28 protein-coding genes are annotated in these 24821 nt (G+C 66.7%); 16 read left to right on the top strand and 12 right to left on the bottom strand.

Going from position 1 to position 24821, the window contains the following annotated elements; translation table 11 throughout:
* Positions 1 to 14 precede the first annotated feature (14 nt).
* The 4 genes from acs to J0J01_RS13035 all read left to right on the top strand — a co-directional run bounded on the left by acs (position 15) and on the right by J0J01_RS13035 (position 5902).
* On the top strand, positions 15 to 1952 hold the full coding sequence (gene acs, locus J0J01_RS13050; RefSeq protein WP_296381193.1) for an acetate--CoA ligase: 1938 nt from the start codon (positions 15 to 17) through the stop codon (positions 1950 to 1952).
* A gap of 8 nt (positions 1953 to 1960) precedes the next feature.
* Positions 1961 to 3313, top strand: a complete 1353-nt coding sequence (locus tag J0J01_RS13045) for an amidase (protein WP_296381191.1) — start codon at positions 1961 to 1963, stop codon at positions 3311 to 3313.
* A 352-nt stretch (positions 3314 to 3665) separates the two neighbouring features.
* On the top strand, positions 3666 to 5129 hold the full coding sequence (locus tag J0J01_RS13040; protein ID WP_296381189.1) for an amidohydrolase family protein: 1464 nt from the start codon (positions 3666 to 3668) through the stop codon (positions 5127 to 5129).
* A 128-nt stretch (positions 5130 to 5257) separates the two neighbouring features.
* Positions 5258 to 5902 carry a 2OG-Fe(II) oxygenase family protein gene (locus J0J01_RS13035; protein WP_296381187.1) on the top strand — a complete coding sequence of 215 codons (645 nt, stop codon included), beginning with the start codon at positions 5258 to 5260 and terminating at the stop codon, positions 5900 to 5902.
* A 198-nt stretch (positions 5903 to 6100) separates the two neighbouring features.
* On the opposite strand, the gene J0J01_RS13030 is transcribed toward J0J01_RS13035, so the two are convergent.
* The 3 genes from J0J01_RS13030 to J0J01_RS13020 form a co-directional block, all read right to left on the bottom strand.
* A complete protein-coding gene (locus J0J01_RS13030) occupies positions 6101 to 6664 on the bottom strand; it encodes a hypothetical protein (RefSeq protein WP_296381185.1) in 564 nt (187 codons plus the stop codon).
* Between the two features lie 172 nt (positions 6665 to 6836).
* Positions 6837 to 8189, bottom strand: coding sequence for a porin (locus J0J01_RS13025; RefSeq protein WP_296381183.1), 1353 nt, complete (start codon positions 8187 to 8189; stop codon positions 6837 to 6839).
* A gap of 121 nt (positions 8190 to 8310) precedes the next feature.
* Positions 8311 to 8652 carry a hypothetical protein gene (locus J0J01_RS13020; RefSeq protein ID WP_296381181.1) on the bottom strand — a complete coding sequence of 114 codons (342 nt, stop codon included), beginning with the start codon at positions 8650 to 8652 and terminating at the stop codon, positions 8311 to 8313.
* Between the two features lie 189 nt (positions 8653 to 8841).
* Between J0J01_RS13020 and J0J01_RS13015 the strand changes: the two genes are divergently transcribed.
* Positions 8842 to 9096, top strand: coding sequence for a hypothetical protein (locus J0J01_RS13015; RefSeq protein ID WP_296381179.1), 255 nt, complete (start codon positions 8842 to 8844; stop codon positions 9094 to 9096).
* Between the two features lie 207 nt (positions 9097 to 9303).
* The gene (locus J0J01_RS13010; protein WP_296381178.1) at positions 9304 to 9945 is read left to right on the top strand and encodes a TIGR02466 family protein; all 642 of its coding nucleotides are present in this window, start codon (positions 9304 to 9306) and stop codon (positions 9943 to 9945) included.
* On the opposite strand, the gene J0J01_RS13005 is transcribed toward J0J01_RS13010, so the two are convergent.
* Complete coding sequence (locus J0J01_RS13005; protein WP_296381176.1) at positions 9946 to 10665, bottom strand: SprT family zinc-dependent metalloprotease; 720 nt, start codon at positions 10663 to 10665, stop codon at positions 9946 to 9948.
* A gap of 189 nt (positions 10666 to 10854) precedes the next feature.
* A complete protein-coding gene (locus tag J0J01_RS13000; RefSeq protein ID WP_296381174.1) occupies positions 10855 to 11280 on the bottom strand; it encodes a globin domain-containing protein in 426 nt (141 codons plus the stop codon).
* A 116-nt stretch (positions 11281 to 11396) separates the two neighbouring features.
* Between J0J01_RS13000 and J0J01_RS12995 the strand changes: the two genes are divergently transcribed.
* Both J0J01_RS12995 and J0J01_RS12990 read left to right on the top strand, forming a co-directional pair.
* Positions 11397 to 11708 (top strand): hypothetical protein, encoded by a 312-nt coding sequence (locus J0J01_RS12995; RefSeq protein ID WP_296381172.1) that lies wholly within the window; start codon positions 11397 to 11399, stop codon positions 11706 to 11708.
* Positions 11705 to 11944 carry a hypothetical protein gene (locus J0J01_RS12990; protein ID WP_296381170.1) on the top strand — a complete coding sequence of 80 codons (240 nt, stop codon included), beginning with the start codon at positions 11705 to 11707 and terminating at the stop codon, positions 11942 to 11944. The genes J0J01_RS12995 and J0J01_RS12990 overlap by 4 nt, the downstream gene beginning before the upstream one ends.
* Positions 11945 to 11954: 10 nt before the next feature.
* On the opposite strand, the gene msrA is transcribed toward J0J01_RS12990, so the two are convergent.
* Positions 11955 to 12620: a peptide-methionine (S)-S-oxide reductase MsrA gene (gene msrA / locus J0J01_RS12985; RefSeq protein WP_296381168.1), complete on the bottom strand. Its 666-nt coding sequence runs from the start codon at positions 12618 to 12620 to the stop codon at positions 11955 to 11957.
* Between the two features lie 73 nt (positions 12621 to 12693).
* Here msrA and J0J01_RS12980 point away from each other — a divergent pair, with 73 nt between their 5' ends.
* The 3 genes from J0J01_RS12980 to J0J01_RS12970 are packed head-to-tail and all read left to right on the top strand — an operon-like array spanning position 12694 to position 15358.
* Entirely contained in the window at positions 12694 to 13074 is a 381-nt protein-coding gene (locus tag J0J01_RS12980) for an MAPEG family protein (protein WP_296381166.1), read from the top strand.
* An 8-nt stretch (positions 13075 to 13082) separates the two neighbouring features.
* A complete protein-coding gene (locus J0J01_RS12975; protein WP_296381164.1) occupies positions 13083 to 14492 on the top strand; it encodes a 1-acyl-sn-glycerol-3-phosphate acyltransferase in 1410 nt (469 codons plus the stop codon).
* A complete protein-coding gene (locus tag J0J01_RS12970; protein ID WP_296381162.1) occupies positions 14489 to 15358 on the top strand; it encodes a YihY/virulence factor BrkB family protein in 870 nt (289 codons plus the stop codon). The genes J0J01_RS12975 and J0J01_RS12970 overlap by 4 nt, the downstream gene beginning before the upstream one ends.
* Before the next feature lie 118 nt (positions 15359 to 15476).
* On the opposite strand, the gene J0J01_RS12965 is transcribed toward J0J01_RS12970, so the two are convergent.
* A complete protein-coding gene (locus tag J0J01_RS12965; RefSeq protein WP_296381161.1) occupies positions 15477 to 16472 on the bottom strand; it encodes a D-glycerate dehydrogenase in 996 nt (331 codons plus the stop codon).
* A 121-nt stretch (positions 16473 to 16593) separates the two neighbouring features.
* Between J0J01_RS12965 and J0J01_RS12960 the strand changes: the two genes are divergently transcribed.
* Both J0J01_RS12960 and J0J01_RS12955 read left to right on the top strand, forming a co-directional pair.
* Positions 16594 to 17115, top strand: a complete 522-nt coding sequence (locus J0J01_RS12960; protein WP_296381159.1) for an SH3 domain-containing protein — start codon at positions 16594 to 16596, stop codon at positions 17113 to 17115.
* Positions 17116 to 17166: 51 nt separating this feature from the next.
* Positions 17167 to 18294, top strand: a complete 1128-nt coding sequence (locus tag J0J01_RS12955; protein WP_296381157.1) for an energy transducer TonB — start codon at positions 17167 to 17169, stop codon at positions 18292 to 18294.
* Between the two features lie 4 nt (positions 18295 to 18298).
* On the opposite strand, the gene J0J01_RS12950 is transcribed toward J0J01_RS12955, so the two are convergent.
* The 4 genes from J0J01_RS12950 to irrA form a co-directional block, all read right to left on the bottom strand.
* The gene (locus J0J01_RS12950) at positions 18299 to 18886 is read right to left on the bottom strand and encodes a DUF3501 family protein (protein ID WP_296381156.1); all 588 of its coding nucleotides are present in this window, start codon (positions 18884 to 18886) and stop codon (positions 18299 to 18301) included.
* Positions 18867 to 20240, bottom strand: a complete 1374-nt coding sequence (locus J0J01_RS12945) for a heterodisulfide reductase-related iron-sulfur binding cluster (RefSeq protein ID WP_296381155.1) — start codon at positions 20238 to 20240, stop codon at positions 18867 to 18869. Before J0J01_RS12945 ends, J0J01_RS12950 begins: the two co-directional genes overlap by 20 nt.
* Positions 20241 to 20306: 66 nt before the next feature.
* On the bottom strand, positions 20307 to 20726 hold the full coding sequence (locus J0J01_RS12940; protein WP_296381153.1) for a rubrerythrin family protein: 420 nt from the start codon (positions 20724 to 20726) through the stop codon (positions 20307 to 20309).
* 122 nt (positions 20727 to 20848) lie between these two features.
* Positions 20849 to 21262 (bottom strand): iron response transcriptional regulator IrrA, encoded by a 414-nt coding sequence (gene irrA, locus J0J01_RS12935; RefSeq protein ID WP_296381151.1) that lies wholly within the window; start codon positions 21260 to 21262, stop codon positions 20849 to 20851.
* 139 nt (positions 21263 to 21401) lie between these two features.
* Here irrA and fabA point away from each other — a divergent pair, with 139 nt between their 5' ends.
* The 3 genes from fabA to J0J01_RS12920 all read left to right on the top strand — a co-directional run bounded on the left by fabA (position 21402) and on the right by J0J01_RS12920 (position 24051).
* Entirely contained in the window at positions 21402 to 21935 is a 534-nt protein-coding gene (gene fabA, locus J0J01_RS12930; RefSeq protein ID WP_296381149.1) for a 3-hydroxyacyl-[acyl-carrier-protein] dehydratase FabA, read from the top strand.
* 2 nt (positions 21936 to 21937) lie between these two features.
* Positions 21938 to 23173, top strand: a complete 1236-nt coding sequence (gene fabB / locus J0J01_RS12925) for a beta-ketoacyl-ACP synthase I (protein WP_296381147.1) — start codon at positions 21938 to 21940, stop codon at positions 23171 to 23173.
* 86 nt (positions 23174 to 23259) lie between these two features.
* On the top strand, positions 23260 to 24051 hold the full coding sequence (locus J0J01_RS12920; protein WP_296381341.1) for an SDR family oxidoreductase: 792 nt from the start codon (positions 23260 to 23262) through the stop codon (positions 24049 to 24051).
* Positions 24052 to 24173: 122 nt separating this feature from the next.
* On the opposite strand, the gene J0J01_RS12915 is transcribed toward J0J01_RS12920, so the two are convergent.
* On the bottom strand, positions 24174 to 24806 hold the full coding sequence (locus tag J0J01_RS12915; RefSeq protein ID WP_296381145.1) for a protocatechuate 3,4-dioxygenase: 633 nt from the start codon (positions 24804 to 24806) through the stop codon (positions 24174 to 24176).
* Positions 24807 to 24821 lie beyond the last annotated feature (15 nt).

The following is a 24821-nucleotide window of genomic DNA, read 5'->3' as shown; positions in this document are numbered from 1 at the left end:
TTGGGAGGAAGTCCATGAGCGATGAACTGATCGCCGTCAGCCCCGATTGGGCCCAGCGCGCCTATGTCGACGAGGCCAAGTACAAAAAGATGTACGAGGAGTCGGTGAACGACCCCGTCACGTTCTGGGGCGAGCACGGCAAGCGGATCGACTGGATCAAGCCCTATTCCGCCAACGCCGTGCGCGACGTCGACTACACCGGCGACGTGCGCATCCGCTGGTTCCACGACGGCGTGCTGAACGTCTCGGCCAACTGCGTCGACCGCCATCTCGCCAAGCGCGCCGACCAGGTCGCGATCGTCTGGGAAGGCGACGACCCGGCCGTCGCGAAGAACATCACCTATCGCGAGCTGCACGGCGAAGTGAGCCGCATGGCCAACGCGCTCAGGGAGCTCGGCGCCAAGAAGGGCGACCGCGTCACCATCTACCTGCCCATGATCCCCGAAGCGGCCTACGCGATGCTGGCCTGCACCCGCATCGGCGCCATCCATTCGGTGGTGTTCGGCGGCTTCTCGCCCGATTCGCTCGCCAACCGCATCATCGACTGCGACAGCAACATCGTCATCACCGCCGACGAGGGCCTGCGCGGCGGCAAGCCGGTGCCGCTCAAGGCCAACACCGACGAGGCGCTGAAGAAGTGCCCTATGGTCAAGAAGGTGCTGGTCGTCCAGCACACCAAGGGCAATGTCGGCTGGGACAAGAACCGCGACGTCTGGTGGCACGAGATCAAGGCCAAGGTGTCCGGCGACTGCCCGCCCGAGCCGATGAACGCCGAGGATCCGATGTTCATCCTCTACACCTCGGGCTCCACGGGAAAGCCCAAGGGCGTGCTGCATACGACCGGCGGCTACCTGGTGTTCGCGTCGATGACGCACCAGTACGTGTTCGACTATCACGACAGCGACGTCTACTGGTGCACCGCCGACGTGGGCTGGGTGACCGGCCACAGCTACATCGTCTACGGCCCGCTCGCCAACGGCGCGACCACGCTGATGTTCGAGGGCGTGCCCAACTATCCCGACACCAGCCGCTTCTGGCAGGTCGTCGACAAGCACTCTGTCAACATCTTCTACACCGCGCCGACGGCGATCCGCGCCCTGATGCGCGACGGCGAGGCGCCGGTGAAGAAGGCCTCGCGCAAGAGCCTGCGTCTGCTGGGCTCGGTCGGCGAGCCGATCAATCCCGAGGCGTGGCTGTGGTACTACCGCACGGTCGGCGACAGCCGCTGCCCGATCGTCGATACGTGGTGGCAGACCGAGACCGGCGGCATCCTGATCACGCCGCTGCCCGGCGCCATCGCGCTCAAGCCCGGCTCGGCGACGCGGCCGTTCTTCGGCGTCTCGCCGGTGATGGTCGATGCCGAGGGCAAGGAGCTGCAGGGCGAAGCCACCGGCAATCTCTGCCTGATCGACTCCTGGCCCGGCCAGATGCGCACGGTGTACGGCGACCACCCGCGCTTCATCGAGACCTACTTCAAGACCTATCCCGGCAAGTATTTCACGGGCGACGGCGCGCGCCGCGACAAGGACGGCTACTACTGGATCACCGGCCGCGTCGACGACGTGATCAACGTCTCGGGCCATCGCATCGGCACCGCCGAGGTCGAGAGCGCGCTGGTCGGCAACACCAAGGTCGCCGAGGCCGCGGTGGTCGGCTATCCGCACGACATCAAGGGCCAGGGCATCTACGCCTATGTCACGCTCAAGGTCGGCCAGCAGCCGAGCGAGGAGCTGCGCAAGGAGCTGAACGCCTGGGTGCGCAAGGAAATCGGCCCGATCGCCACGCCCGACGTGATCCAATGGGCGCCCGGCCTACCCAAGACGCGCTCGGGCAAGATCATGCGCCGCATCCTGCGCAAGATCGCCGAGAACGACTTCTCCAACCTCGGCGACACCTCGACGCTCGCCGATCCGATGGTCGTCGACGACCTGGTGAAGAACCGAGCCAAGTAAGGAGTCCGATGGCCAACCCGACAATCCTGCAGCTCGCCGCCGACCTGGCGGCGGGACGGACCACCTCGCGCAAGCTCACCGAAGAGGCGCTGGCGCGCGTCGAGGATCCCAAGGGCGAAGGCAGCCGCGCCTTCATCAAGGTCTACAAGCAGCAGGTGCTGGCCGCCGCCGATGCGAGCGACGCGCTGCGCAAGGCCGGCGTGGTGCCCGGCCCGCTCGCCGGCCTCCCGGTATCGATCAAGAACCTGTGCGACGTCGCGGGCGAGACCACTCTCTCCGGCTCGAGGGCGCTCGACGATGCGCCGCCAGCCAAGGCGGACGCGCCGGTCGTGGCGCGGCTGCGCGCGGCGGGCGCGGTGATCGTCGGCAGCACCAACATGAGCGAGTTCGCCTTCTCGGGCGTCGGCTTCAACCCGCATTACGGCACGCCGGGCAATCCGGCCGACCGCAAGCGCGTGCCCGGCGGCTCGTCGTCGGGCGCGGCGGTCTCGGTCGCCGACCGCATGGCCGTTGCGGCGCTCGGCACCGACACCGGCGGCTCGGTGCGCATCCCCGCGGCCGTCTGCGGCCTCACCGGCTTCAAGCCGACCGCGCGGCGCGTGCCGATCGACGGCGTGGTGCCGCTCTCGACCTCGCTCGATTCGATCGGGCCGCTCGCCAACTCGGTCGAATGCTGCGCCATCGTCGATGCGGTGTTCGCCGGAGAATTTCTGGCGGGGCCGATCGCGATCCCCGACGCCGCACCGCTCATGGGCCTGCGCTTCGGCATCCCCCGGCAGTTCGTGATGGACGAGCTCGATCCGACCGTCGCCGCCGCCTTCGACCGCGCCTGCAAGGCGCTGTCGGCCAAGGGCGTGAAGATCGAGTCCTTCGACCTGCCGCAGCTCCTCGAGCTGCCGGCGATCAACGCCAAGGGCGGGTTCGCCGCCTCCGAAGCCTATGCCTGGCACCAGAAGCTGATCGCGCGCCGCGGCAAGGACTACGACCAGATCATCTATCCGCGCATCCTGCGCGGCAAGGAGATGACCGCGGCCGACTACATCGATCTGCTGGCCGCCCGCGCCGACCTGCAGAAGCGCGTCTCGGCGATCACCCGGAACTACGACGCCGTCATCATGCCGACCTGCGCCATCGTCGCGCCGACCCTCGACGAGGTCTCGACACCCGAGGGCTTCACCAAAAAGAACCTTCTGCTGCTGCGCAACACCACGGTCGGCAACTTCCTCGACCGCTGCGGCATCAGCCTGCCCTGCCACCAGGCGGGTGAGCTGCCGGTCGGCTTCATGCTGATGGGCGAGGCGATGGCCGACAAACGCGTACTCGCGATGGCCCGCAGCGTGGCGCCGGTCGTCGGCGGCTGATCACGGCACCGGCTCGTCGGTGATCTGCACAGCGCGGGGCACGTAGTCCGTCGGATCGAAGCGGATCACCATCTTGACGAGGCCGCCTCGAGCACGATCGTGTTCGTGTCGCGAAGCGAGTCGGCAGCGGGTCGGCCCATGCCCGCCCAACGAGAAGAGCGCAGCAGCAAAGCACGGTAACGAACGACCGCAGCAGCATGGCCGCAGCAGCATGGCCGCAGCGTCGCACAGGACATGAATGCCGGACATAAACCGTCGCGGGCATTTCGCCGGGCAGGCTGAGCTTCGTTGCACGCCGCCGCCCGGAGGACTACCGTTCTCGCCTTGGTTATCCGTGACCTTGGAGGCGGGCATGAGTTCTCATCGCGGTCCTTCAGAAGTACGTGCGTCCCTCAAGCATCCGATCATCGACGGCGACGGCCATTGGGTGGAGTACAACCCCGTGTTCGCCGAGCGCATGCGCAAGCTCGCCGGCGACAAGGCCGCCGACGGCTTCCTCGCCTCGCAGCGCCGCATCCCCGATGCGCTGAAGCTCTCGATCGCCGAGCGCAAGCAGCGCGGCATCGCCATGGAGGGCTACTGGACGCGGCAGTCGACCAACACCCGAGACCGCGCCACCGCGATGATGCCGCGCATGCTGTACGACCGGCTCGACGAGCTCGGCATCGACTTCGGCATCATCTATCCGACCGCGGGGTTGAGCGTGCCGCGCATCCAGGACGACGCAACGCGGCGCGCCGTCTGCCGGGGCTTCAACCTCGTCACCGCCGAATACTTCGGCAAGCTCGGCGATCGCCTCACGCCCGCCGCGGTGATCCCGATGTTCACGCCCGAGGAGGCGATCGAGGAGCTCGAGTTCTGCGTCACGCAGCTCGGCGCCAAGGTCGCCATGTTCGGCAACGCCGCCCGCCGCATGGCCAAGGCCAAGGACGTCGATCCCGACCTGACCCGCCACACCGTGACCTTCGAGCGGTTCGGCATCGACAGCGACCACGACTACGACCCGGTCTGGCAGAAGTGCCGCGAGCTCGGCGTCGCACCGACGTTCCATGCCGGTGGGCGCGGCTTCGGCCTGCGCAACTCGCCCAGCAACTTCACCTACAACCACATCGGCCACTTCGCCGCCGCCGGCCATGCCATCGCCAAGGGCCTGTTCCTGGGCGGCGTGACCCGGCGCTTCCCCGACATCAACTTCGCCTTCCTCGAGGGCGGCGTGGGCTGGGGCTGCCAGCTCTTCGCCGACCTGATCGAGCATTGGGAGCGGCGCGGCGCCGCCGGCATCTCCTACATGGATCCCAAGAAGCTGAACCGCACGCTGCTGCGCTCCTATGTCGACAAGTACGGCTACAAGGACATCGCCGCCGAGCTCGACAAGCGCGACGGCTGGCCGGCGCGCGAGGAGGACGAGCCGACCGGCGGCGTGCCCGAGCTCGACGACTTCGCCGCCTGCAAGATCGCGCGCAAGGAGGACTGGGTCGATCTCTACGCCCGGCCCTACTACTTCGGCTGCGAGGCGGACGACCGCATGAACGTCACCGCCTTCGGCCGCGCCAACCCGTTCGGCGCGCGCATCAACGCGATCTTCAGCTCCGACATCGGCCACTTCGACGTGCCCGACATGCTCTCGCCGGTCCCTGAGGCCTACGAGCTGGTCGAGGACGAGCTGATCACCGAAGCCGACTTCCGCGACTTCACTTTCGCCAACGCCGTGCGCCTGTGGGGCCAGCAGAATCCGCGCTTCTTCGACGGCACGCGGGTGGCGAAAGAAGCCGCCGCAGTGCTCAGGGAATCGCCTGTAAGAGTCGCCGCGGAATAAGCTCGCGCGTTCGGGCCGGCCTCCGCCTGGAGGCCGGGGTGACGGTCGCGTGATTATTCACAGACCGAACACACGCGCGTGTGATAAATGCTGGGCCGATTTGCACTGCAACTGCTAGACTATGCCGCGTGAAGGTCAAACAGGAAGTGCGGGAGCTGTTCCCGACACCCCTCTGGGTGCTCGACATCGCGGCGGCGGATGCGGCGGCGTTGAATGCCAAATTGAAGGCCGAGATCGAGCGACTCATCGCGCCGCGGCCCAACGTTCCGCCGGGCAGCAACTGGCAGACGCCGCACGATCTCCATACACGACCTGAATTCGCAGAGTTCACGCAGCTCGTCGAGGTCGCCGGGCGCAGCGTCGCGCAGTTCCTGCAGCTCGAGCAGTACCCGATGATGATCACCGGCTGCTGGGCCAACATCAATCCGCCGGGCAGCTATCACCCGACGCACAATCATCCGAACAACTACCTGAGCGGCGTCTACTACGTCGACGTCTCCGACGGCGCGCCGGAGCTGGTCTTCCAGGATCCGCGGCCGATCTCGATCATGCCGTGGAGCGGCAAGCTCAACCGCGTGACCGCCAACGCCGCGGCCGAGCAGGCGATACCCGGCCGCATGATGATCTTTCCGTCGTGGCTGCGGCATCACGTGCCGTCGAACCACGGCGTCAACGAGCGCATCAGCATCTCGTTCAATCTCATGTTCAAGAACTTCGCCGAGACCGCGGCGGCGCCGCGCTGGAAGGCGACGGCCGGCAGCAGCAGCGGCTAAAGCTGGGCGCGCGTCATGTCTTCCGGACCGCTCATGAGCCAGGCCTGCGGCGGCTCCATCGGGCCCTCGCACAGCGCGCGCCTGCGCCCAAGCGATTAGGACCGGGCGTAAGATGTCGATCGCGATGAAGGGCAGGACGCCCTTGAAGTCGACGAAGACGGACGTCCTGCACGTGGCGAGATCGGGCCAAAGGCGGTTTCAGCGCAGCCCGGCGCCCGACCGGGGTCGCAACCCCGCTGCATCGCTGAACAAAACTGCGAACAGCTCGCGGAAGAGTTGTTCGACGCGTGGATCATCGGGACCCGCGGCATTGGTCCACGCAGTGGTCTGGGACAGCGCCAGGTCGTTGCGGCAATAAACTGCGAAGACATTGAAGAGGCCGGGCTTGCCGTTCCCAAGGCGTGGCTGCGTCCCGGCGCATACCGCCATAGCCCCAAAGTCCTTTGACGCGTCAAACAGGAGCACGAGCCGGTAGTCGGGCCGAGGCCGTTCGAAAGAGTCGTCGTAGGTAAATGCCAAGTGAGGCTGCGGTCGAGCAGCCTGCATCTGGGCAAGCAATGAAATCGCCACTGCCCGCTGGTTCACACCTGGAAAGGGGTTTCCGGCCAACACGACGCGGAATTTCTTGCCGTCGGTAGCGGCGAAGAATTCGCTATAGTCGTATTGCGTGGCGTAGTCGGTCCCACCGATAGTCGCTGTATGTGCGATCGCTGGCAGCAAGGTCACAAGGAGGAGAGGCGCGACTCTCTTCAGGTAGACCATGGCATGACCTCCATGTCACAGGCGTCGCCACTGTCGGGATTTAAGGCTGGCGCGCGCCGGGAATCGATGATCGGCGCACGCCAGTAAGGGGAGCCGAGGGACCCCAAGGAGGGAGCGGTCCCTCGGCTCGCGGCTGCGCCGAGGCCCGGCGGCGCGGCCGCTTTGCGCCGGACTAGTACCGGAAGTCCATTCCAAGCATGACTCCCCAGGCCTGGCCGGTGACGGCATTGGACGGCCCGGCAAAGTTCCAGACGATGCCGCCGCCGGTGAGATGGACGCCGGGGCCGAGCTGATAATTCGCGCCGAACTCAAACTTCTGCGCCGATTCCGTGCCGAACAGCAGGCCGCCGGCAGCGAGATTGTTGCTGAAGGCGGCACCAGGGGTAGCCGGGGTGTTCAGCGTGATCGCATTGGTGCCGGGGGCGATGGCGAGGATGGAGCGCGAGCCGTTGCCGCTGTCGTTGTACGAGCCGGCCCAGCCGAACGAGAGCTGCCAGGGACCGGTCTCGTACATGATGCTCGCGTTGTAGAAGCGCGTGTCGTTGTCGGCGCCGGTGTAGTAGTTGCCGCCTACGCCGTGGTTATCCCAGCCGACGTTGCCGCCGATCGTAAACCCGTTCCACGCCAGCTGCAGGCCCGTGACCCATTGCTTCAGGCTGGTCTGGTTGTAGCCGGTGACCGTGTTGGCAACCGCGGCCAAGTTTGTGAAACCCGGAACGAAGGAGGCGTAGAGGAAGGCGCCGTAAGCCGCCACCGTCATATCGCCGAACTTGTTGATGTAGTTCGCGCCGATATCGATCATGTCCTGGTACGAAAAATCGTTCGTCGGACAGTTGGAAGCCGTCGTCGGATCCGAGAAGCCGCAGGTCTGGTTGAAGTTGGGGGTGGGACCGGACGTGAGACCCGGGAAGCTGAAGAACGGATTCCACTTGGGCGCATAGCCGAAGCCGATCTGCAGGCCAGCGAAGCGTGGCGTGAAGTAGTTGATGCGATTGGCATCGCCCACCTGAGAGCCGATTGCTGCCGCCGTGACATGAAGATTGGCCTTGTTGTTGACGAGAGCCGATCCATTGGCCCAGGCGAAGGCGGTGTTGTGCTGGAGGAAGCCGAACTCGATCAGCGCGGACGGTGCGCCGTACCACATGCGGTAGCCCGCGGGATCGCGCGCGCCGAACTCGATGCGGCCCCAGTCGCCAAAGGCGAAAATATAGGCCTCGTCAATCTGACGATTGCCGTTGGCAATCGAAGGGTTCCAGCCTTCGAGCTGGACCTGGAGGCCGACCGTCGTGCCGTTGTCGAGCTTGGTCTGGCCAGTGAAGTGAATCTCGCCTTCCTGGATGAAATTGATGCCCTTGTACTGGGTCGAGCTGCCGTTCAGCGCGTACGATCCCTCAATCGCTCCGGCCTGGGCATAGAAGATATAATAACCGCCAACGTCGATCTTGATCGGCTCGGCAGCCATTGCGTAGGTGTCAAAGAGCGCGACGGCCATCAAGCTTGTCGAGCTGATCAAAAACTTCTTCATCGTCTCCCCTCTCGCTTCTCGCCGCGACTGCAGCGGCGACTTTCTTCGGAGACGGGTACTGCGCTGTTCTGAACTTTATTCCGACTCTATCGAATGATTATTTCTGTCGAAGCGCTCCACCTCACGGCAGAAGGGTGAGAAGAAAATCTATCGCTTTCACTGTGCGCGCCGATAAGGCGTATTTGCGGCGCAGGATGCTGAGTTCATTGGGCAGCGAATTGCAGCGCAGAACTTCCAGCGCGCGCTCGACGCGAGCGTCGTCGACTTCACTTGTCACTTCAGTATTGGACCAGCTGCTGCATTCGACGACACGTGTTGCCACTGCGGTGACTTCCACCGGTAGGTCTTGCAACAGCTCGTGCGGAATGACCTCGGTCGAGGCAGGCGAGGAAACCGCAAGCAGATGAGCCATGCCGGCGACGAATCCAAGAAAACGCACGCCCTCATCTTTCCGGTTCTTCACGTCGGCTTTACGCCGTTCTCCTGCTCGTTATTCCCGAACTGCCGTTAAGTTTCGTCGGGCAAAGGAACACCGATCAAACGCGGAAAAGGCGCCGCGCGGAATATTTCGGGACGCCGACCGGTATATTCAAACGCTCCCACTGGCGAGCATGGAAAGGTTGCATGAACGACCTTCCGAAAGGAGTCTACGATGACCACAAGTGCCAAACTCGCAATTGCCTGCGCGGTTGCAGTGTTGCCGCTGACAGCGGGAGCCGTGTCGAGTGACACCGCTTATTGCTCGACGCTCAGCAAAATCTATCAAAAGACGGCACCTAAGCATGCGACCCCCAGCGCTACGGTGCCAGTCGCGATGGCGCAGTGCCAATCTGGCAGTGCCGACCATGGCATTGCGGCACTCGAACAGGCACTGAAGAACAACGGGATGGTCCTGCCACCGCGCTGACCTGGCCGGCCACATCGGGTAGTGACCCCGTGCCTCGGCGAACAGGCAACGGTTCGCCGGCTTAACGACATGAAGCCCGCCCTGGAAAGATGGTGGGCTTCACACATCGGAAGTATTGTGAGAACGCGAAAATCAAATTTTCCGCAGTCGATGTCCCATTGCAGACGAACCAGCGACAAGCCCGACACCACGGCTCCTGCCCCGGCCATGCGCGTCAAACAGGAAGTGCGGGAGCTGTTCCCGACACCCCTCTGGGTGCTCGACGTCGCGGCGGCGGATGCAGCGACGTTGAATGCCAAATTGAAGGCCGAGATCGAGCGACTCATCGCGCCGCGGCCCAACGTTCCGCCCGGCAGCAATTGGCAGACGCCGCACGATCTTCATACACGGCCTGAATTCGCAGAGTTCACGCAGCTCGTCGAGATCGCCGGGCGCAGCGTCGCGCAGTTCCTGCAGCTCGAGCAGTACCCGATGATGATCACCGGCTGCTGGGCCAACATCAATCCACCGGGCAGCTATCACCCGACGCACAATCATCCGAACAACTACCTGAGCGGCGTCTACTACGTCGACGTCTCCGACGGCGCGCCGGAGCTGGTCTTCCAGGACCCGCGGCCGATCTCGATCATGCCGTGGAGCGGCAAGCTCAACCGCGTCACCGCCAACGCCGCGGCCGAGCAGGCGATACCCGGCCGCATGTTGATCTTTCCGTCGTGGCTGCGACATCACGTGCCGTCGAACCACGGCGTCAACGAGCGCATCAGCATCTCGTTCAATCTCATGTTCAAGAACTTCGCCGAGACCGCGGCAGCGCCGCGCTGGAAGGCGACGGCCGGCAGCAGCAGCTAGCTACGCCCCGTACTGCAGCAGCGCCTCGCCGTTGGCCTTGAGCCAGGCCTGCGGCGGCTCCATCGGGCCCTCGCACAGCGCGCGCGCCTGCGCCCAGAAGCGCGGGCCGTGGTTCATGTGCACCAGGTGCGCCACCTCGTGCGCCACCAGATAGTCGAGCACCTCGGGCGGCGCGAACACCAGGCGCCAGGAGAACGACAGGCCGCCGTCGGGCCCGCAGCTACCCCAGCGCGAGCGGCCGTCGCGCAGGCCGACCCGCGCGACCCGCCGTTGCACCCGTTCAGCCTTGGCCTGGACCAGCGGCACCAGCCGGCGGCGCAGCTCCGCCGTCAGCCAGTCGCGCAGCCGGCGCGGCAGGTGCTCGGGCCGGCCGGCGACGTGGATCTCGCCCGGCTCCAGCCACACCGTGCCGCGCGCGTCGGGCCGATGGCGGATGCGATGCGGCACGCCGAAGACCGGCACCTCGGCGCCGTCATGGAACGGCCGTGCCGGCGGCAGGCGCTTCAGCCGCGCCGCGATCCAGCCGCCCTGGACATGGGCGAAGCGCAGCGCCAGGTCGCGCGACATGCGCAAGGGAACGGTGAGCAGGATGCGGCGATGCTTGGTGTCGACGCGCAGCGACACGCGGCGCGCCCGCACGCTGCGCACGAAGGTGACGGGCAGCGCGGCATCGGCATGAAGGATCGAGATCTGCTCGGGCTCGGGGGGACTCGGCGGCACGCGCGAATCATACGGCATTCGTCCGACGACGCTATCGACGATGTATTCAACAGCCGTCGCGAAGCGCCCAGAGCAGCGCCTCGGCGAAGCTCGCCTGAACGAGCGCGATTTGCCGTGGGGTCATGAGGGCGGCAGGCAAGGCCCGTGCGTGCCTGCGGATTTCCTCGCCGGTGCGAATGGTTGCGTCCGTTACGCCGCCATCGATACCTTGCGCATCATCGCGTCGATCATCGCCTCCGCCAGCTCGCCGTAGACGGTTTCCCACGCGTCGGCGACCGCGTGCGTGAACTCCTCGTTCAGCGCCCGCTGGAGCGCCCACATCAGGGCCTCGCCGACCAGGGTGAAATGCTCGACCTTGGTGCCGTAGTCCGCGTGGCGTTCGCCCAGGACGGCGAGCTCGGGACCGAGCTTGTACGGGCACGACAGGCTCGCAACCGCATAACCGAGCGTGTCCATCAGCTTTTTCTTCTGCCCCGAAAGATCGGCCGCGAACATCGGGCGCACGTCCGGCGCCAGCTCGAACAGCCGCCGGTAGAACAGATCGGCCGCCGTCGCTGACATTGGCACGAGCTTGGCGAAGCTCGCCTGCACGAGCGCAATTTGCTGCGGTGTCATGAGCCAGCGGACGTATAGGCCGTGCGTTGCCGGTAGATTTCCCCGCCGGCGCGAATGGTTGCGTCTGTTACGCTATGCTCCGCTCCAATCGGAAGCACCTGACGCGAGGTGGTACGGTGATCGTCCACATCAACAGCTATCCCGGGGTGGGTAAGCTCACGATCGGTCGTGCGCTTGCCGAGCTGATCGGCGCCAGGCTTCTCGACAATCACAGCGTCTTCAACGTCGCCTTCGCCCTGACCGAGTTCCGCAGCCCCGCCTTCTACGACACCGTTCGCGCCGTTCGGGAGATCGCCTACCAGCGCATCCTGGAGCTTCCGGCCGGGGTTCCGGTCGTCCTGACCAACTGGTTTTGCAAGGGTCCGCGTGGGGCGAGGAGAATTGGGACCAGGCCATCGCCCTGGCCAAGGCGCGCGGCTGCGCCTTGAACGTGGTGCTGCTCGCCTGCTCGCCGGAAGAGAATGCGCGCCGCATCGTGACGCCGGAACGGGCCGCGAAACGCAAGCCGCAGGATGTGGAGATGGTCGGCGACAATCGCCGTGGCCGCCCATTGCTCGACCGCGGCGGCGATCGCCTGCTCCGGCTCGATGTGACGAACCTTCCCGCCCCCGCAGCCGCCCAGGAAATCGCCGGATGGCTGTCGGAGGATCGGCATTTCCCGTAACGGGGGACTTCTATTCGGCCGCGACGCCGAGCCCGATCGGGCAGCTCACGCCGGTGCCGCCGAGGCCGCAATAGCCGTTCGGGTTCTTGGCGAGGTACTGCTGGTGATAGTCCTCGGCGTAGTAGAACGCCGGCGCGTCGAGAATCTCGGTGGTGATCGCATCGCGCATGCCGTGCCGCTCGAGCTCCTTCTGGAACACCGCGCGCGACGCCTCGGCCGCCTTCTTCTGGCCGGCTGAGAAGGCGTAGATGCCCGAGCGGTACTGGGTGCCGACGTCGTTGCCCTGGCGCATGCCCTGGGTCGGGTCGTGCGCCTCCCAGAAGATCTTGAGCAGCGCCTCGTAGCTGGTCTTCTTCGGGTCGAACCACACCATCACCACCTCGTTGTGGCCGGTGTAGCCCGAGCAGACTTCCTCGTAGGTCGGGTTGGGCGTCAAGCCCGCGGCGTAGCCGACGGCGGTCGCGTAGATGCCCGGCGCTTCCCAGAACTTGCGCTCGGCGCCCCAGAAGCAGCCCAGCCCGAACATCGCCTGCTCGAGGCCGGCCGGGAGTGGCGGCTGGATACGGTTGCCGTTGACGAAGTGCGTGGCCGGCACGGCGAAGCCCGGCTTGTCCCGCCCCGGCAGCGCGCGGTCGGCGGTCGGCATCTCGGCCTTCTTGCGAAGGATCTGCCACATGGTCCGCTCCTCAATTTGCTCGGGTCCAATATGGCCCTAGAATGCCCTTGAATCGAGGGGGAGACGGCGGGCCATGGCGGTGTTTTTCATTTGCGCCGGGCTGTTGGGCCTGCTGGCCGTCGCGCTGACGATGTATGTCGGCCGCATGCGCACCCGGAAGAAGATCTTCCTGGGCGACGGCGGCGATCCCGAGCTGATCGCCGCGATCCGCGCCCACGGCAACCTGCTCGAGCTGACGCCGCTGATCCTGGTCCTGCTCTGGATGATGCACGGGCCGACCGGCCATCGCATGGCCGACATCCTGGCCATCATCCTGGTGGTCGCGCGCTTCCTCCATGCCGGCGGCATGCTGGGCATCCTGCCGTACGGGCGGCCGGCGGGCGCCATCGCCACCACCGTGGTGCTGGCCTGGGCGGCGGTGACCCTGATCGTCGCCGGCATCCGGGGATTCTGATCCAGGCCATGGGCGAGCCGGTCACGGTCCCGCTCTGGCTGCTCCTGGCGATCGCCGCTTTCGCCGCCTGGTCGCTGGTCGACCGGCTGCTGATCCCGAGCGTGCGCTGGCTGCTGCGCCGCCGCCTCAACCGGCTGATCGACACTGTCAACCGCCGGCTCGACGTCGAGATCAAGCCGTTCCAGCTCACCAAGCGGCAGGTGCTGATCGACCGGCTGGTCTACGACCCGCCGGTGATCGAGGCGGCCAACGAGCACGCCCGCGCCAACAACCTGCCGCGCGACGTGGCGATGGCCGAGGTCCGCCGCTACGCCCGCGAGATCGTGCCGAGCTTCAACGCCTATCTCTATTTCCGGATCGGCTATGCGCTGGGCCGCGCGCTCGCCAACCTGCTCTATCGCGTGCGGCTGGGCTTCGCCGACGCCGAGACCGCGGCCGGGGTGCCGCCCGGCACCACGGTGGTGTTCGTCATGAACCACCGCAGCAACATGGATTACGTGCTGGTCGCCTTCCTCGCCGCCGAGCGCACCGCGCTCAGCTACGCGGTCGGCGAGTGGGCGCGGATCTGGCCCCTGCAGCAGCTGATCCGCGCGATGGGCGCCTACTTCGTGCGGCGCAACTCCAACAACCCGGTCTATCGCCGCGTGCTCGAGCGTTACGTCCACATGGCGACCGAAGCCGGCGTGGCGCAGGCCATGTATCCCGAGGGCGGGCTGTCGCGCGACGGCCGCCTGCGCGAGCCCAAGCTCGGCCTCTACGACTACATGCTGAAGTCGTTCGATCCCGCCGGCGCGCACGACATCGTGTTCGTGCCGGTGGCGCTGAACTACGACCGCGTGCTGGAGGATCGCACGCTGCTGCGATCGCTCGACCGCGAGGCGCCGCGGCGCAGCGCCTTGTATGCAGCGCACACGGCGGCGCGCTTCTGGCTGGGTCAGCTCTGGCTGATGCTGACAGGCCGCTGGTTCCGTTTCGGTTACGCTTGCGTGAATTTCGGTCGGCTGGTGTCGGCACGGGAATGGCTCGCCAAGAATGGCGGCGATTTGCGTGGCCTCGACAAGGAACGCCGCTTCGAGGTCATCGGCCGGCTGGCGCACGACGTCATGGCCGAGGTGGCGGGCCTGGTGCCGGTCCTGCCGGTGTCGCTGATCGCCACCGTGCTGCTCGACGCCGGCGAGCCGATCGACGAGTTCGACCTCAAGCTGCGCGCCGGCAGGCTGATGGCCGAGTTCGAGGGACGCGGCGCCAAGCTCTACGTGCCGCGCGGCGACCGCGACTACGCCATCCATGTCGGCTTGCGCATGCTGACGCTGCGCCGGCTGGTCGAGGAGCGCGCCGGGCTGTTCGCTGCCGTACCCGACGAGCGGCCGCTGCTCGCCTACTACGCCCATTCGGTGGCACACTTGCGCGGCCGATGATCGAGAAGCTCTGGCAAATCTTCCTGAAGTCGTTCTTCGGGTTCTTCGAGAACCGGCTGTCGACGTCGGCCGCGGCGATGGCGTTCTACACCATGTTCGCGCTCGGCCCGATCATGATCTTCTCGATCGCCATCGCCGAGCCGTTCGTCGGCAAGCTGATGGCGCAGCAGGCGATCCTCGACGCGCTCGGCACCATCGTGGCGCCCGAGCAGCTGAAGGGCATCCAGCGCTTCGCCCAGGAGGACCTGTTCAAGGGCGGCGGCATCGCCGCGATCATCGGCGCCAGCGTGCTGATCTACACCGGCAGCCGCGTGTTCGTGGAGCTCGACGACAGCTTCGACGTGATCTGGCGCGGCGCCAGCCCGCGCCGCATGCATCCGGTGCTGGCGACCCTGCAGTCGCGCGGCCTGGCGCTGCTGATGATGGTGATCCTGGGCGTGCTGCTGATCGCCGTCATCCTGACCAGCGTGCTGATCTCGGCCTATGCCGGCGCGCTGGAGAAGTTCCCGGTGCTGGGCGTGTGGATCGGCCCGGCGATCTCGGGCTTCACCCACTACGGCATCCTCACCACCTTCTTCGTGCTGATCTACAAGTGGCTGCCGACCGGCGGCGTGCCGTGGCGCTTCGCGCTGGTCAGCGGCGGCGTCAACTCGATCCTGTTCGGCCTCGGCAACCGCGCCCTGGTCTACTACTTCGAGGTGACGCAGATCACCTCGGCGTTCGGCGCCACCGCGGGCTTCGCCGCGATCATGGTCTGGATGTACTGGACGGCGCTCACCATCCTGATCGGCGCCCAGGTCGGCCGCGCCACGCGCGACGTCTTGCTGGCGGAAACGACGATCGAGGTCCCGAAGGACAAGATTTAATTTTCTGCCGTCCTGAGCGCAGCGAAGGACCTCATGGCATATCGGCGGGCACGCCGCTCGCAATCGCAATGAGATCCTTCGCTTCGCTCAGGATGACAGACGGGGTACGCGCCCCAGCCTAAAACATCGTCGCCAGCACCCGGTCCGGCGGCTTGTGGCCGTCAGCGAAGGTCTTGATGTTGATCAGCACCTTCTCGCCCATCTCGATGCGGCCCTCGAGGGTGGCCGAGCCCATGTGCGGCAGCAGCACCACGCTGTCGAGCTCGAGCAGCTTGGGGTTGACCTGCGGCTCGTGCTCGTAGACGTCGAGGCCGGCGCCGGCGAGCTCGCCGGCGCGCAGCATGCGCACCATGGCGTTCTCGTCGATCACCTCGCCGCGCGCGGTGTTGACGATGATCGCCGTCGGCTTCATCAGCTTCAGCCGCCGCGCCGACAACAGATGGAACGTCGCCGGCGTGTGCGGGCAGTTGACCGACACGATGTCCATGCGTGCCAGCATCTGGTCGAGGCTCTCCCAGTAGGTCGCCTCGAGCTCGCTCTCGATGTCGGGATGGACGCGCTTGCGGTTGTGATAGTGGATCGACAGCCCGAAGCCGCGCGCCCGCCTGGCCAGCGCCTGGCCGATGCGGCCCATGCCGACGATGCCCATGCGCTTGCCGAGCAGCCGGCCGCCCAGCATCGCGGTCGGGCTCCAGCCGGTCCATTTGCCGGCACGCACCAGGCGCTCGCCCGCGCCCATGCGCCGCGCGGTGGCGAGCACCAGCGCCATCGACATGTCGGCAGTGTCCTCGGTCAGCACGCCCGGCGTGTTGGTGACGATGATGCCGCGCTGGCGGGCGGTGTCGAGATCGATGTGGTCGACGCCGGTGCCGAACGAGGCGATCAGCTTCAGCCGCGGCCCGGCCTGGCTCAGCACGCGGCTGTCGATGCGGTCGGTGACGGTCGGCACCAGCACGTCGGCGGTCTTGACCGCGTCGATCAGCTCGGCGGCGGTCAGCGGCTTGTCCTCGGCGTTCAGCCGGGTATCGAACAATTCCATCAGCCGCGTCTCGATCGCACTGGGCAGGGTGCGGGTGACGATCACCAGCGGCTTTTTCTTCGCGACGGTCGGCATTCCTGCCCGGATACCGTTCCGTTCCCCGCTTGTCCAGACGACGACTGGGGGTTCGCGCCAAAAGCGCCGGCTTTTCAAGTGGTTGTCGTCGGGTGTGCGGAAATGCGGTATAAACGTGGCAATGCGAATTCGACCGTCCGCTCCCCTCTGGGCGGCCTGCGTTGCGTTGGTGCTGTTGGTTGGCCCCGTGCTGGCGGCCGAGCCGCCGGCGTCGGCCCAGCGCAAGGGCTCGGGCCTGCCGCTGCCACGCTTCGCCACGCTGAAGTCGGACGAGGTCAATGTCCGGGCCGGACCGGGCCCGCGCTACCCGATCGACTGGGTATTCAAGCGCAAGGGCATGCCGGTCGAGATCGTCGCCGAGTTCGAGAACTGGCGGAAAATCCGCGACTTCCAGGGCGCCAGCGGCTGGGTCTACCAGGGCCTGCTGACTGGCAAGCGTTCCTTCGTCATCCCGACCAAGATGGCCAGCCTGCACAAGACCCCGGCGGCGTCCGCCGAGGTGATCGCCAAGCTCGAGCCCGAGGTGATGGGCGAGATCCGGTCGTGCGTCGGCGACTGGTGCCGGGTGAAGGTCTCGGGCGTCAGCGGCTGGCTGGAGCGCGGCGAGATCTGGGGCGTCTATAAGTCCGAGCCGATCAACTAGGTGCCTTCAGAGGCGCTAGCGGGTGCGGACGGGGGCGCTTAGAACGGTTCCGTGGCCCACGCCGTCAGCGCCTCCTACCAACGCTCCGACCACATGCCGCCGGTGGCCGCGCTGCTCGCTGCCCTGCTGCATGCCGCCACGGCGCTGGCGCTGTTCCTGGTCTCGCCGCTCAACCGGCACGACCTCGCCGACAACGCGATCACCGTGACCTTCGAGGAGCCGAAGGAAGAAGCCAAGCCCCCCGCCCCGCCGCCGGCCGAACCGGTACAGGAGGCCGCCAGGCCGCCGGCCCCGCCGCCTCCACCGGCCGCCGAAGCAGCGCCGCCCCCGCCACCGCCCGCCGCGGCGGCCAAACCCAAGCCCGAGCCCAGGCCGCAGGAACAGCCCCGGTCGAAGATACCCGTCGGCATCTCACCGCCCGCCCCGGACTCGCCAGACCCGCCGGCGCAGAAAGAGACCGCCAAGCCCACCATCCGGGAAGCGGTCGAGCCGCCGAAGCCGGCCGAGCCCGTGGACGCCAAATCCGAACCGCCGCCGGTCACGCCCGAGCCCGAAAAGCCCCCGGAAAAACCCGTCGAGCCGGCGCAGCAGGCCGCCGCCGCGCCGGCGCCCAAGACGCCGCCGCCCGAGCCACCGCTCGAGAAGGCCGTGCCCCCGGTCGAGACACCGCCCGCGCCGCTCACCATGCGCGACTTCGTCAAGGTCCTGCCGCCGCCGCCTGCACCGGCGCCTGCACCGGCCCACCCGCCGCAGCCGCAGCATCAGCAGCCGGCGCCGAGCCAGACGCTGCAGCATTCGCCGCTGTCGACGGCGCCGCCCCCGCCGGTATCGCAGAGCTCGTCGAGCGCATCGGTCTCGACCTTCGTCAATCCGTCCGCCGTCGTTGCCCGCAATCGCACTTTCGACATCTATCGTCTGCAGGTCGCGTCTCGAATCTCGCAGCAGCGCGTCTTCGCCGCGAACAACAGCGAGGAAGGGGCCGTGGAGCTCAGTATCTCGATCGCGCGAGACGGCCGCCTGCTCGACGTCCGCGTCAGCCGGTCGAGCGGCTTTCCCCGGCTCGACTCGGCGGTGCTCGAAGCGGCGCGGGCGGCATCGCCCTATGCGCCGCCGCCGATAGAAATCTCGGGCAATCCGGTGTCGTTCGTTCTGCCGATGGGCTATCGCAAGACGAACTGAGGCGTCAGGCGAAGTCCTGCGCCAGCGCCTGCCGGACCGCGTTGGGCATCACTGCCATGTGACCGTAGTTCGGATGATCGAAGCCGACGATGACGTCGCCCGTGCCACCCTTGAAGGCCGCGATCTGCGCCACGGCGAAGGGGAAGCGGATGAACTGCACCGACGAGGCCTTGCCGTCCTCGCGGCTGCGCTCCTGGTCCTCCTCGGCGACGCCGCGCACGATCTCGCTGCCGACGCGGATGAAAGCCTTGTCCTCGACGCCACCCAGGTTGGCGAGCACGCGGGCGCGGCGGATCGGATCGTCGATCTCGAACATCACCGTCGCCACCAGCTCGGCCCCCTGCGGGATCAGCGGATTGTAGGCCGCGAGCTCGTCCGGCAACTGCTCGGCGCCGCCCTTCTCGATGAAGAGCATCTCGTGCACCTGGTGCAGCATGGTGTCGTAGCTCTCGAAGTAGAAGGTCGCGAACGGCCCGACCTCGAGCCGACGGTTCTTCTTGATCTCGCTGATGCGCTTGCGGCGCTCGGCCCGCTGCGGCGCGTAGTCCTTCAGCGGGATGATGACCGAGGGCTCAATCTTTCGCGGCGTCATCGGAGTCCTCCTTCGGCCTGTAGGCACGCGCGAAGATCTCGATCGGATGATCGGCGCGGAGCGGCTTGGGCCTGGTCTCGCCCGCTTCCTTTTCCATCACCTGCAACAGGTGCTCGGCGGCAAGCGGGCATTCCGAGGCGACGTGGCCGGTGTTGTTCTTCAGCGCCGCCTGCGCCGCCGGCCTGCCGACCTTGACCGCGATGTCGAAGTTCTCGGTGCGGGCGCCCCAGATGCCGCCATGGCCGCTGCAGCGCTCGATCACCGCGACTCGGGTCTTGGGGATCAGGCGCAGCATCTCCGCGCCCTTCGGTCCCATGTTCTGCGCCCGCGCGTGGCAGGCGAGATGCAGGCTGATGCCGCCTTCGACCGGGTTGAGGCCCTCGGCGAGGCCGTGCTTCTTGGCGATGTCGACCACGTATTCGGAGAGATCGAAGGTCGCCCGCGACAGCCGCTCGATGTCGGGATCCTTCGGCAGGATCAGCGGCCATTCGAATTTCAGCATCAGCGCGCAGCTCGGCGTCAGCGCCACCACGTCGTAGCCCTTGTCGACCCACGGCAGCAGCGCCGCGGAAACGGTGCGCGCGGCAGCCGCAACAGTTTCCAGGTCGCCCAGCTCGAGCTTGGGCATGCCGCAGCAAGCCGGATGCACGACCTCGGTCTCGACACCGTTCTGCGCCAGCACGTCGAGCGTTGCCTTGCCGATCTCGGTGTTGTGGAAGTTGACGAAGCAGGTGGCATAGAGCACCGCCTTGCGCTTGCCGAAGGCCGGCGCCGCCGCATTCAGCTCGACCGGCTCGCGATGCGCCATCGCCTCGAAGGTCTCGCCGGCCTGCCTGGGCAGCCGCGCGCCGTGATGGATGCCGGCGTACTTCTCGAGACTGCGCCGCATCGGCTGGTTGGTCTCGTCGGTCGCCCAGTTGATCAGCTCGGCGGCGAAGGTGCCGAGCCGGCCGGCGCGATCGGTGTCGGCGAGCTGGCTCTCGACGAAGCCGATGCCCTTCTTGCGCGCCTGCACCGCGCGATGGCGCAGCATCAGGTGCGGGAAGTCGAGATTCCACGGATGCGGCGGCACGTACGGACACTTGGTCATGAAGCACATGTCGCAGAGCGTGCAGGCCTGCTCGACCTCGGCGAAACGCTCCTTCGGCACGCCGTCGAGCTCGCCGGTCGGGCCGTTGTCGATCATCTCGAACAGGCGCGGGAAGGAATCGCAAAGGTTGAAGCAGCGCCGGCAGCCGTGACAGATGTCGAAGACGCGCTCCATTTCCTTCTCGAGCGCGGCCTCGTCCCAGAACCACGGGTTCTGCCAGTCGAGGGGGTGACGGGTCGGGGCTTCGAGGCTGCCTTCGCGCATGGATCGCTCTGTCGATGGGACGAAAAAGGGGACCCGCAGGTCCCCTTTGCCTGTTCAGGCGGGTGATCAGGCCATCGTGTCCAGGGCCTTCTGGAAGCGCCCGGCGTGGCTCTTCTCGGCCTTGGCGAGGGTCTCGAACCAGTCGGCGATCTCGCTGAAGCCTTCCTCGCGGGCGGTGCGCGCCATGCCTGGGTACATGTCGGTGTATTCGTGGGTCTCGCCCGCGATCGCCGCCTTGAGGTTGGCCGAGGTCTCACCGATCGGCAGGCCGGTCGCCGGGTCGCCGCTCACCTCGAGGAACTCGAGATGGCCGTGCGCGTGGCCGGTCTCGCCCTCGGCGGTCGAACGGAACACGGTCGCGACGTCGTTGTAGCCTTCGACGTCAGCCTTCTGTGCGAAGTAGAGGTAGCGGCGGTTCGCCTGGCTCTCGCCCGCGAACGCCGCCTTCAGATTGCCTTCGGTCTTAGACCCTTTGAGGTTCGCCACTGGTCACTCCTCCTCGGAAATTGCGAGGCGGATACTGGGGACCTGGCACTAAACCGTCAAGCAGTTTAGAATATTTCTAATAATTGAAAACGATTCGCAAGTCGCCCAAGGAATTCGGGGACTTAGCGACGAACCCGTACGATCACATCGACCCGTGAAACCTTCGTGCCCCGAGGCGGCGAGGGCAGGCCGGCGATGGTCACGTCGTCCGACGGGAAGTCGTGCAGCTCGTTGTCGGTCTCGACGAAGAAGTGGTGGTGATGACCGGTATTGGTGTCGAAATACGACCGGCCGGGCGCCACCACGACCTCGCGCAGCAGGCCGGCATCGCGGAACTGGTTCAGGGCGTTGTACACCGTGGCCAGGGAAACCGGGCTCTTGGCCAACCGCACCTCGGCATGCAGGCTTTCGGCCGTGACATGGCGATGACCGTCACCGAACAGCACGCGCGCCAAGGCGACCCGCTGGCGGGTCGGGCGCAGGCCGGCGGCCCGGAGGCGAACCGCAAAATCGGTCTCGGGGATGACGGAAGACATGGCTAACGCGCCATATGTAAGGACGGAATTAAGGCCTGGGAAGGGCCATCCGGGGCTATTTGGGCGGTTTGCGCAAGACGGCCGGCGTCCCTATTCTGCGGCGCGCTCCGCAATGGAGCGACCGGTGGACGGTGATAGAGTGAGCGAACAGAAGCATAGTTACACTTTCGAGGACCTGATCGAGTGCGCGAAGGGGCGTCTGTTCGGGCCGGGCAACGCGCAACTGCCGCTCCCGCCGATGCTGATGTTCGACCGGATCACCCAGATCAACGACAAGGGCGGCAGGTACGGCAAGGGCGAGGTCGTGGCCGAGCTCGATGTGAAGCCCGATCTCTGGTTTTTCGCCTGCCATTTCAAGGGCGACCCGGTGATGCCCGGGTGCCTCGGCCTCGACGCCCTGTGGCAGATGGCGGGGTTCTTCCTTGGCTGGATGAAGGCGCCGGGCCGCGGCCGGGCGCTGGGCGTCGGTGAGGTCCGGCTCACCAGCATGATCGTGCCCACCGTGAAGAAGCTCACCTACCATGTGCACATGAAGCGCGTGATCCTGCGCCGCCTCGTCATGGGCATCGCCGACGGCATCGTCACCGCCGACGACAATGTGGCGTTCGAGGTGAGCGACATGAGGGTCGGTCTTTTCAAGGACGGCGCGCAAGCTGCCGCGGCGGCGAGCTGATCATGCGCCGTGTCGTAGTCACGGGCCTCGGCGTGGTGTCGTCGATCGGCAACAACGCCAATGAAGTCACGCAGTCGCTGAAAGACGGCAAGTCCGGCATCGAGTTCGTGCCGCAGTACAAGGAGCTGGGCTTCCGCAGCCAGGTCGCCGGCACCCTCAAGCTCAATCCCGAGGAGCTGGTCGACCGTCGCCTGATGCGCTTCATGGGCAATGGCGGCGCCTATGCCTATCTCGCAATGAAGGAGGCGATCGCGGACGCGGGCCTCAGCGAGAAGGAGATCTCCAACGAACGCACCGGCCTGGTCGCGGGCTCGGGCGGCCCGACCACGGGCGCGATCGTGCAGGCGGCGCTGACCACCAAGGAAAAGGGGCCCAAGCGGGTCGGCCCGTTCCAGGTGCCGCGCGCCATGTCGAGCACGGTCTCGGCCAACCTCGCGACGGCCTTCAAGATCAAAGGGCTCAGCTATTCGATCAGCTCGGCCTGCTCGACCTCGGCGCATTGCATCGGCAACGCCGTCGAATGCATCCAGCTCGGCAAGACCGACCGCATGTTCGCGGGCGGCGGCGAGGAGCTCGACTGGACGCTGTCGGTGCTGTTCGACGCCATGGGCGCGATGTCGTCCAAGTACAACGACCAGCCGCAGCGCGCGAGCCGCGCCTACGACAAGGATCGCGACGGCTTCGTGATCTCGGGCGGCGGCGGCATCCTGGTGCTCGAGGAGCTCGAGGCCGCCCGCGCGCGCGGCGCCAGGATCTACGCCGAGGTGATCGGCTACGGCGCGACCTCGGACGGCGCCGACATGGTGGCGCCCTCCGGCGAGGGCGCGGTGCGCTGCATGAAGCTCGCGGTCGAGGGCTTCCCCGGCGCGGCCCGGCGCAACGCGCCGGTCGACTACATCAACACCCACGGCACGGCGACGCCGGTCGGCGACATCACCGAGCTCGACGCGATCCGCGCAGTGTTCGGCGACAAGCTGCCGACCGTCAGCTCGACCAAGTCGCTGACCGGGCACAGCCAGGGCGCGACCGGCGCGCACGAGGCGGTCTACTCGCTGCTGATGCTGCACAACGACTTCGTGGCGCCGTCGGTCAACATCGACAATCTCGATCCCGGCGCCGAGGGCTATCCGATCGCCCGCCAGCGGATCGACAATGCCGGCCTGCAGACGGTGATGTCGAACAGCTTCGGCTTCGGCGGCACCAACGCCTGCCTGCTGTTCTCGCGCTACGACCACTAGAGGAAAATATGCCTGACGCCGCTTCGGGGGAGACGACGCCACAACCGTCGTCGAAAACCGGCGAGCTACCCGTCGTCGCCAAGCTGATGCAAGGCAAGCGGGGGCTGGTGATGGGCGTCGCCAACGACCGCTCGATCGCCTGGGGTATCGCCCAGGCGCTGCATGCGGCGGGCGCGGAGCTCGCCTTCACCTACCAGGGCGGCGCGTTCGGCAAGCGCGTGATCCCGATGGTCGAGAAGCTCGGCGCCAAGATCATCCTGGAGGCCGACGTCGAGAACGAGGCCAGCCTCGACGCGCTGTTCGAGCGGCTGAAGAGCGAATGGGGCCGGCTCGACTTCGTGGTCCATGCCATCGCCTTCTCCGACAAGGAGGAGCTGAAGGGCCGCTACGTCGACACCACCAAGGCCAACTTCCAGCGCAGCCTCACCATCTCCTGCTATTCGTTCACCGAGATCGCGCGCAAGGCGCTGCCGCTGATGACCGACGGCGGCAGCCTGATCACGCTGACCTTTGAGGGCGCGACGCGCGTGATGCCGTCGTACAACGTGATGGGCGTCGCCAAGGCCGCCCTCGAGGCGAGCGTGCGCTACCTCGCGGCCGATCTCGGGCCGCAGGGCGTGCGCGTCAACGCGATCTCGCCCGGCCCGATGCGAACCCTCGCCGGTGCGGTGATCGGCGGCGCGCGCTACGTCTATCGCGTGTCGCGCAATGCCTCGCCGCTGCGCCGCAACGTCGAGCTCTCCGACGTGGGCGGTGCCGCGCTCTACTATCTGTCCGACTTGAGCGCCGGTGTCACCGGCACGGTGCATTTCGTCGATTCGGGCTATCACGCCATCGGCCTGCCGCACGACGGCAGCCTCGGCGGTCCGGACGAATAACAGCCGGCTGTGCTCGGGCCATGCGCCCGATCATTGCGAAACTTCTCGTCGGATTGGCCTGCAACGGACGCATCAGCTTCCCGCTGGCGATGCGCGAGCCGGTCAAGTCGCTCAACCGCCGATCAGACGATCACGATGTCCATCGTCGTCGTGAACGCGCCGGCCTCGATGCCGTCGGCGGGCTGCAGGCGCATGTCGATGCGCTCGCGCTGCCGAGCATCGCGCGCCGCGGCGCGATAGACGAAGTCGCGCTCGTTCTGCGGGTCGTCGGCGAGATAGAACTGCGTCGTGAGCTGCCGTCCGTCGGCCGTCGCCACCTTGAGATGGATGTGCGGCGTACGGCCGGGATAGGCGACCGGCTTCAGGGTGCGGAAGCGATAGGTGCTCTGCGCATCGGTCAGCATCTTGCCGTAACCCTGGAACGCCGAATCGCGCCGATCGCGGCCCGGCTGCCGCGGATGGTCGTAGATCCCGTGTGCATCGCATTGCCAGATCTCGACCAGCGCGCCGTCCAGCGGCTTGCCCGAAGCGTCGAGCACGCGGCCCTGCAGATGCAGGACGGTGCCCAGGGCATGCGCCGCCTGTCCGCGCACCTGCACGAGGTCGTTGTCGGAATCGGTCGGGAAGGCCGTCGGGTAGAACGGCCCCTCGGTCTGCGCCGGCGTGGCGACGAGGCCGGCGGCGAGCGAATCGCCCAGCGGCAGGATGGACGTGCCGGCGGCGGCGAGCAGCAGGCGGCGGGAGAAGGGTCGCATGATCATGCCTCCCTA

This window comes from Reyranella sp. (assembly GCF_017305915.1).
Taxonomy (GTDB): Bacteria; Pseudomonadota; Alphaproteobacteria; order Reyranellales; family Reyranellaceae; genus Reyranella.
This window is presented reverse-complemented; position numbering and strand designations above follow the sequence as displayed.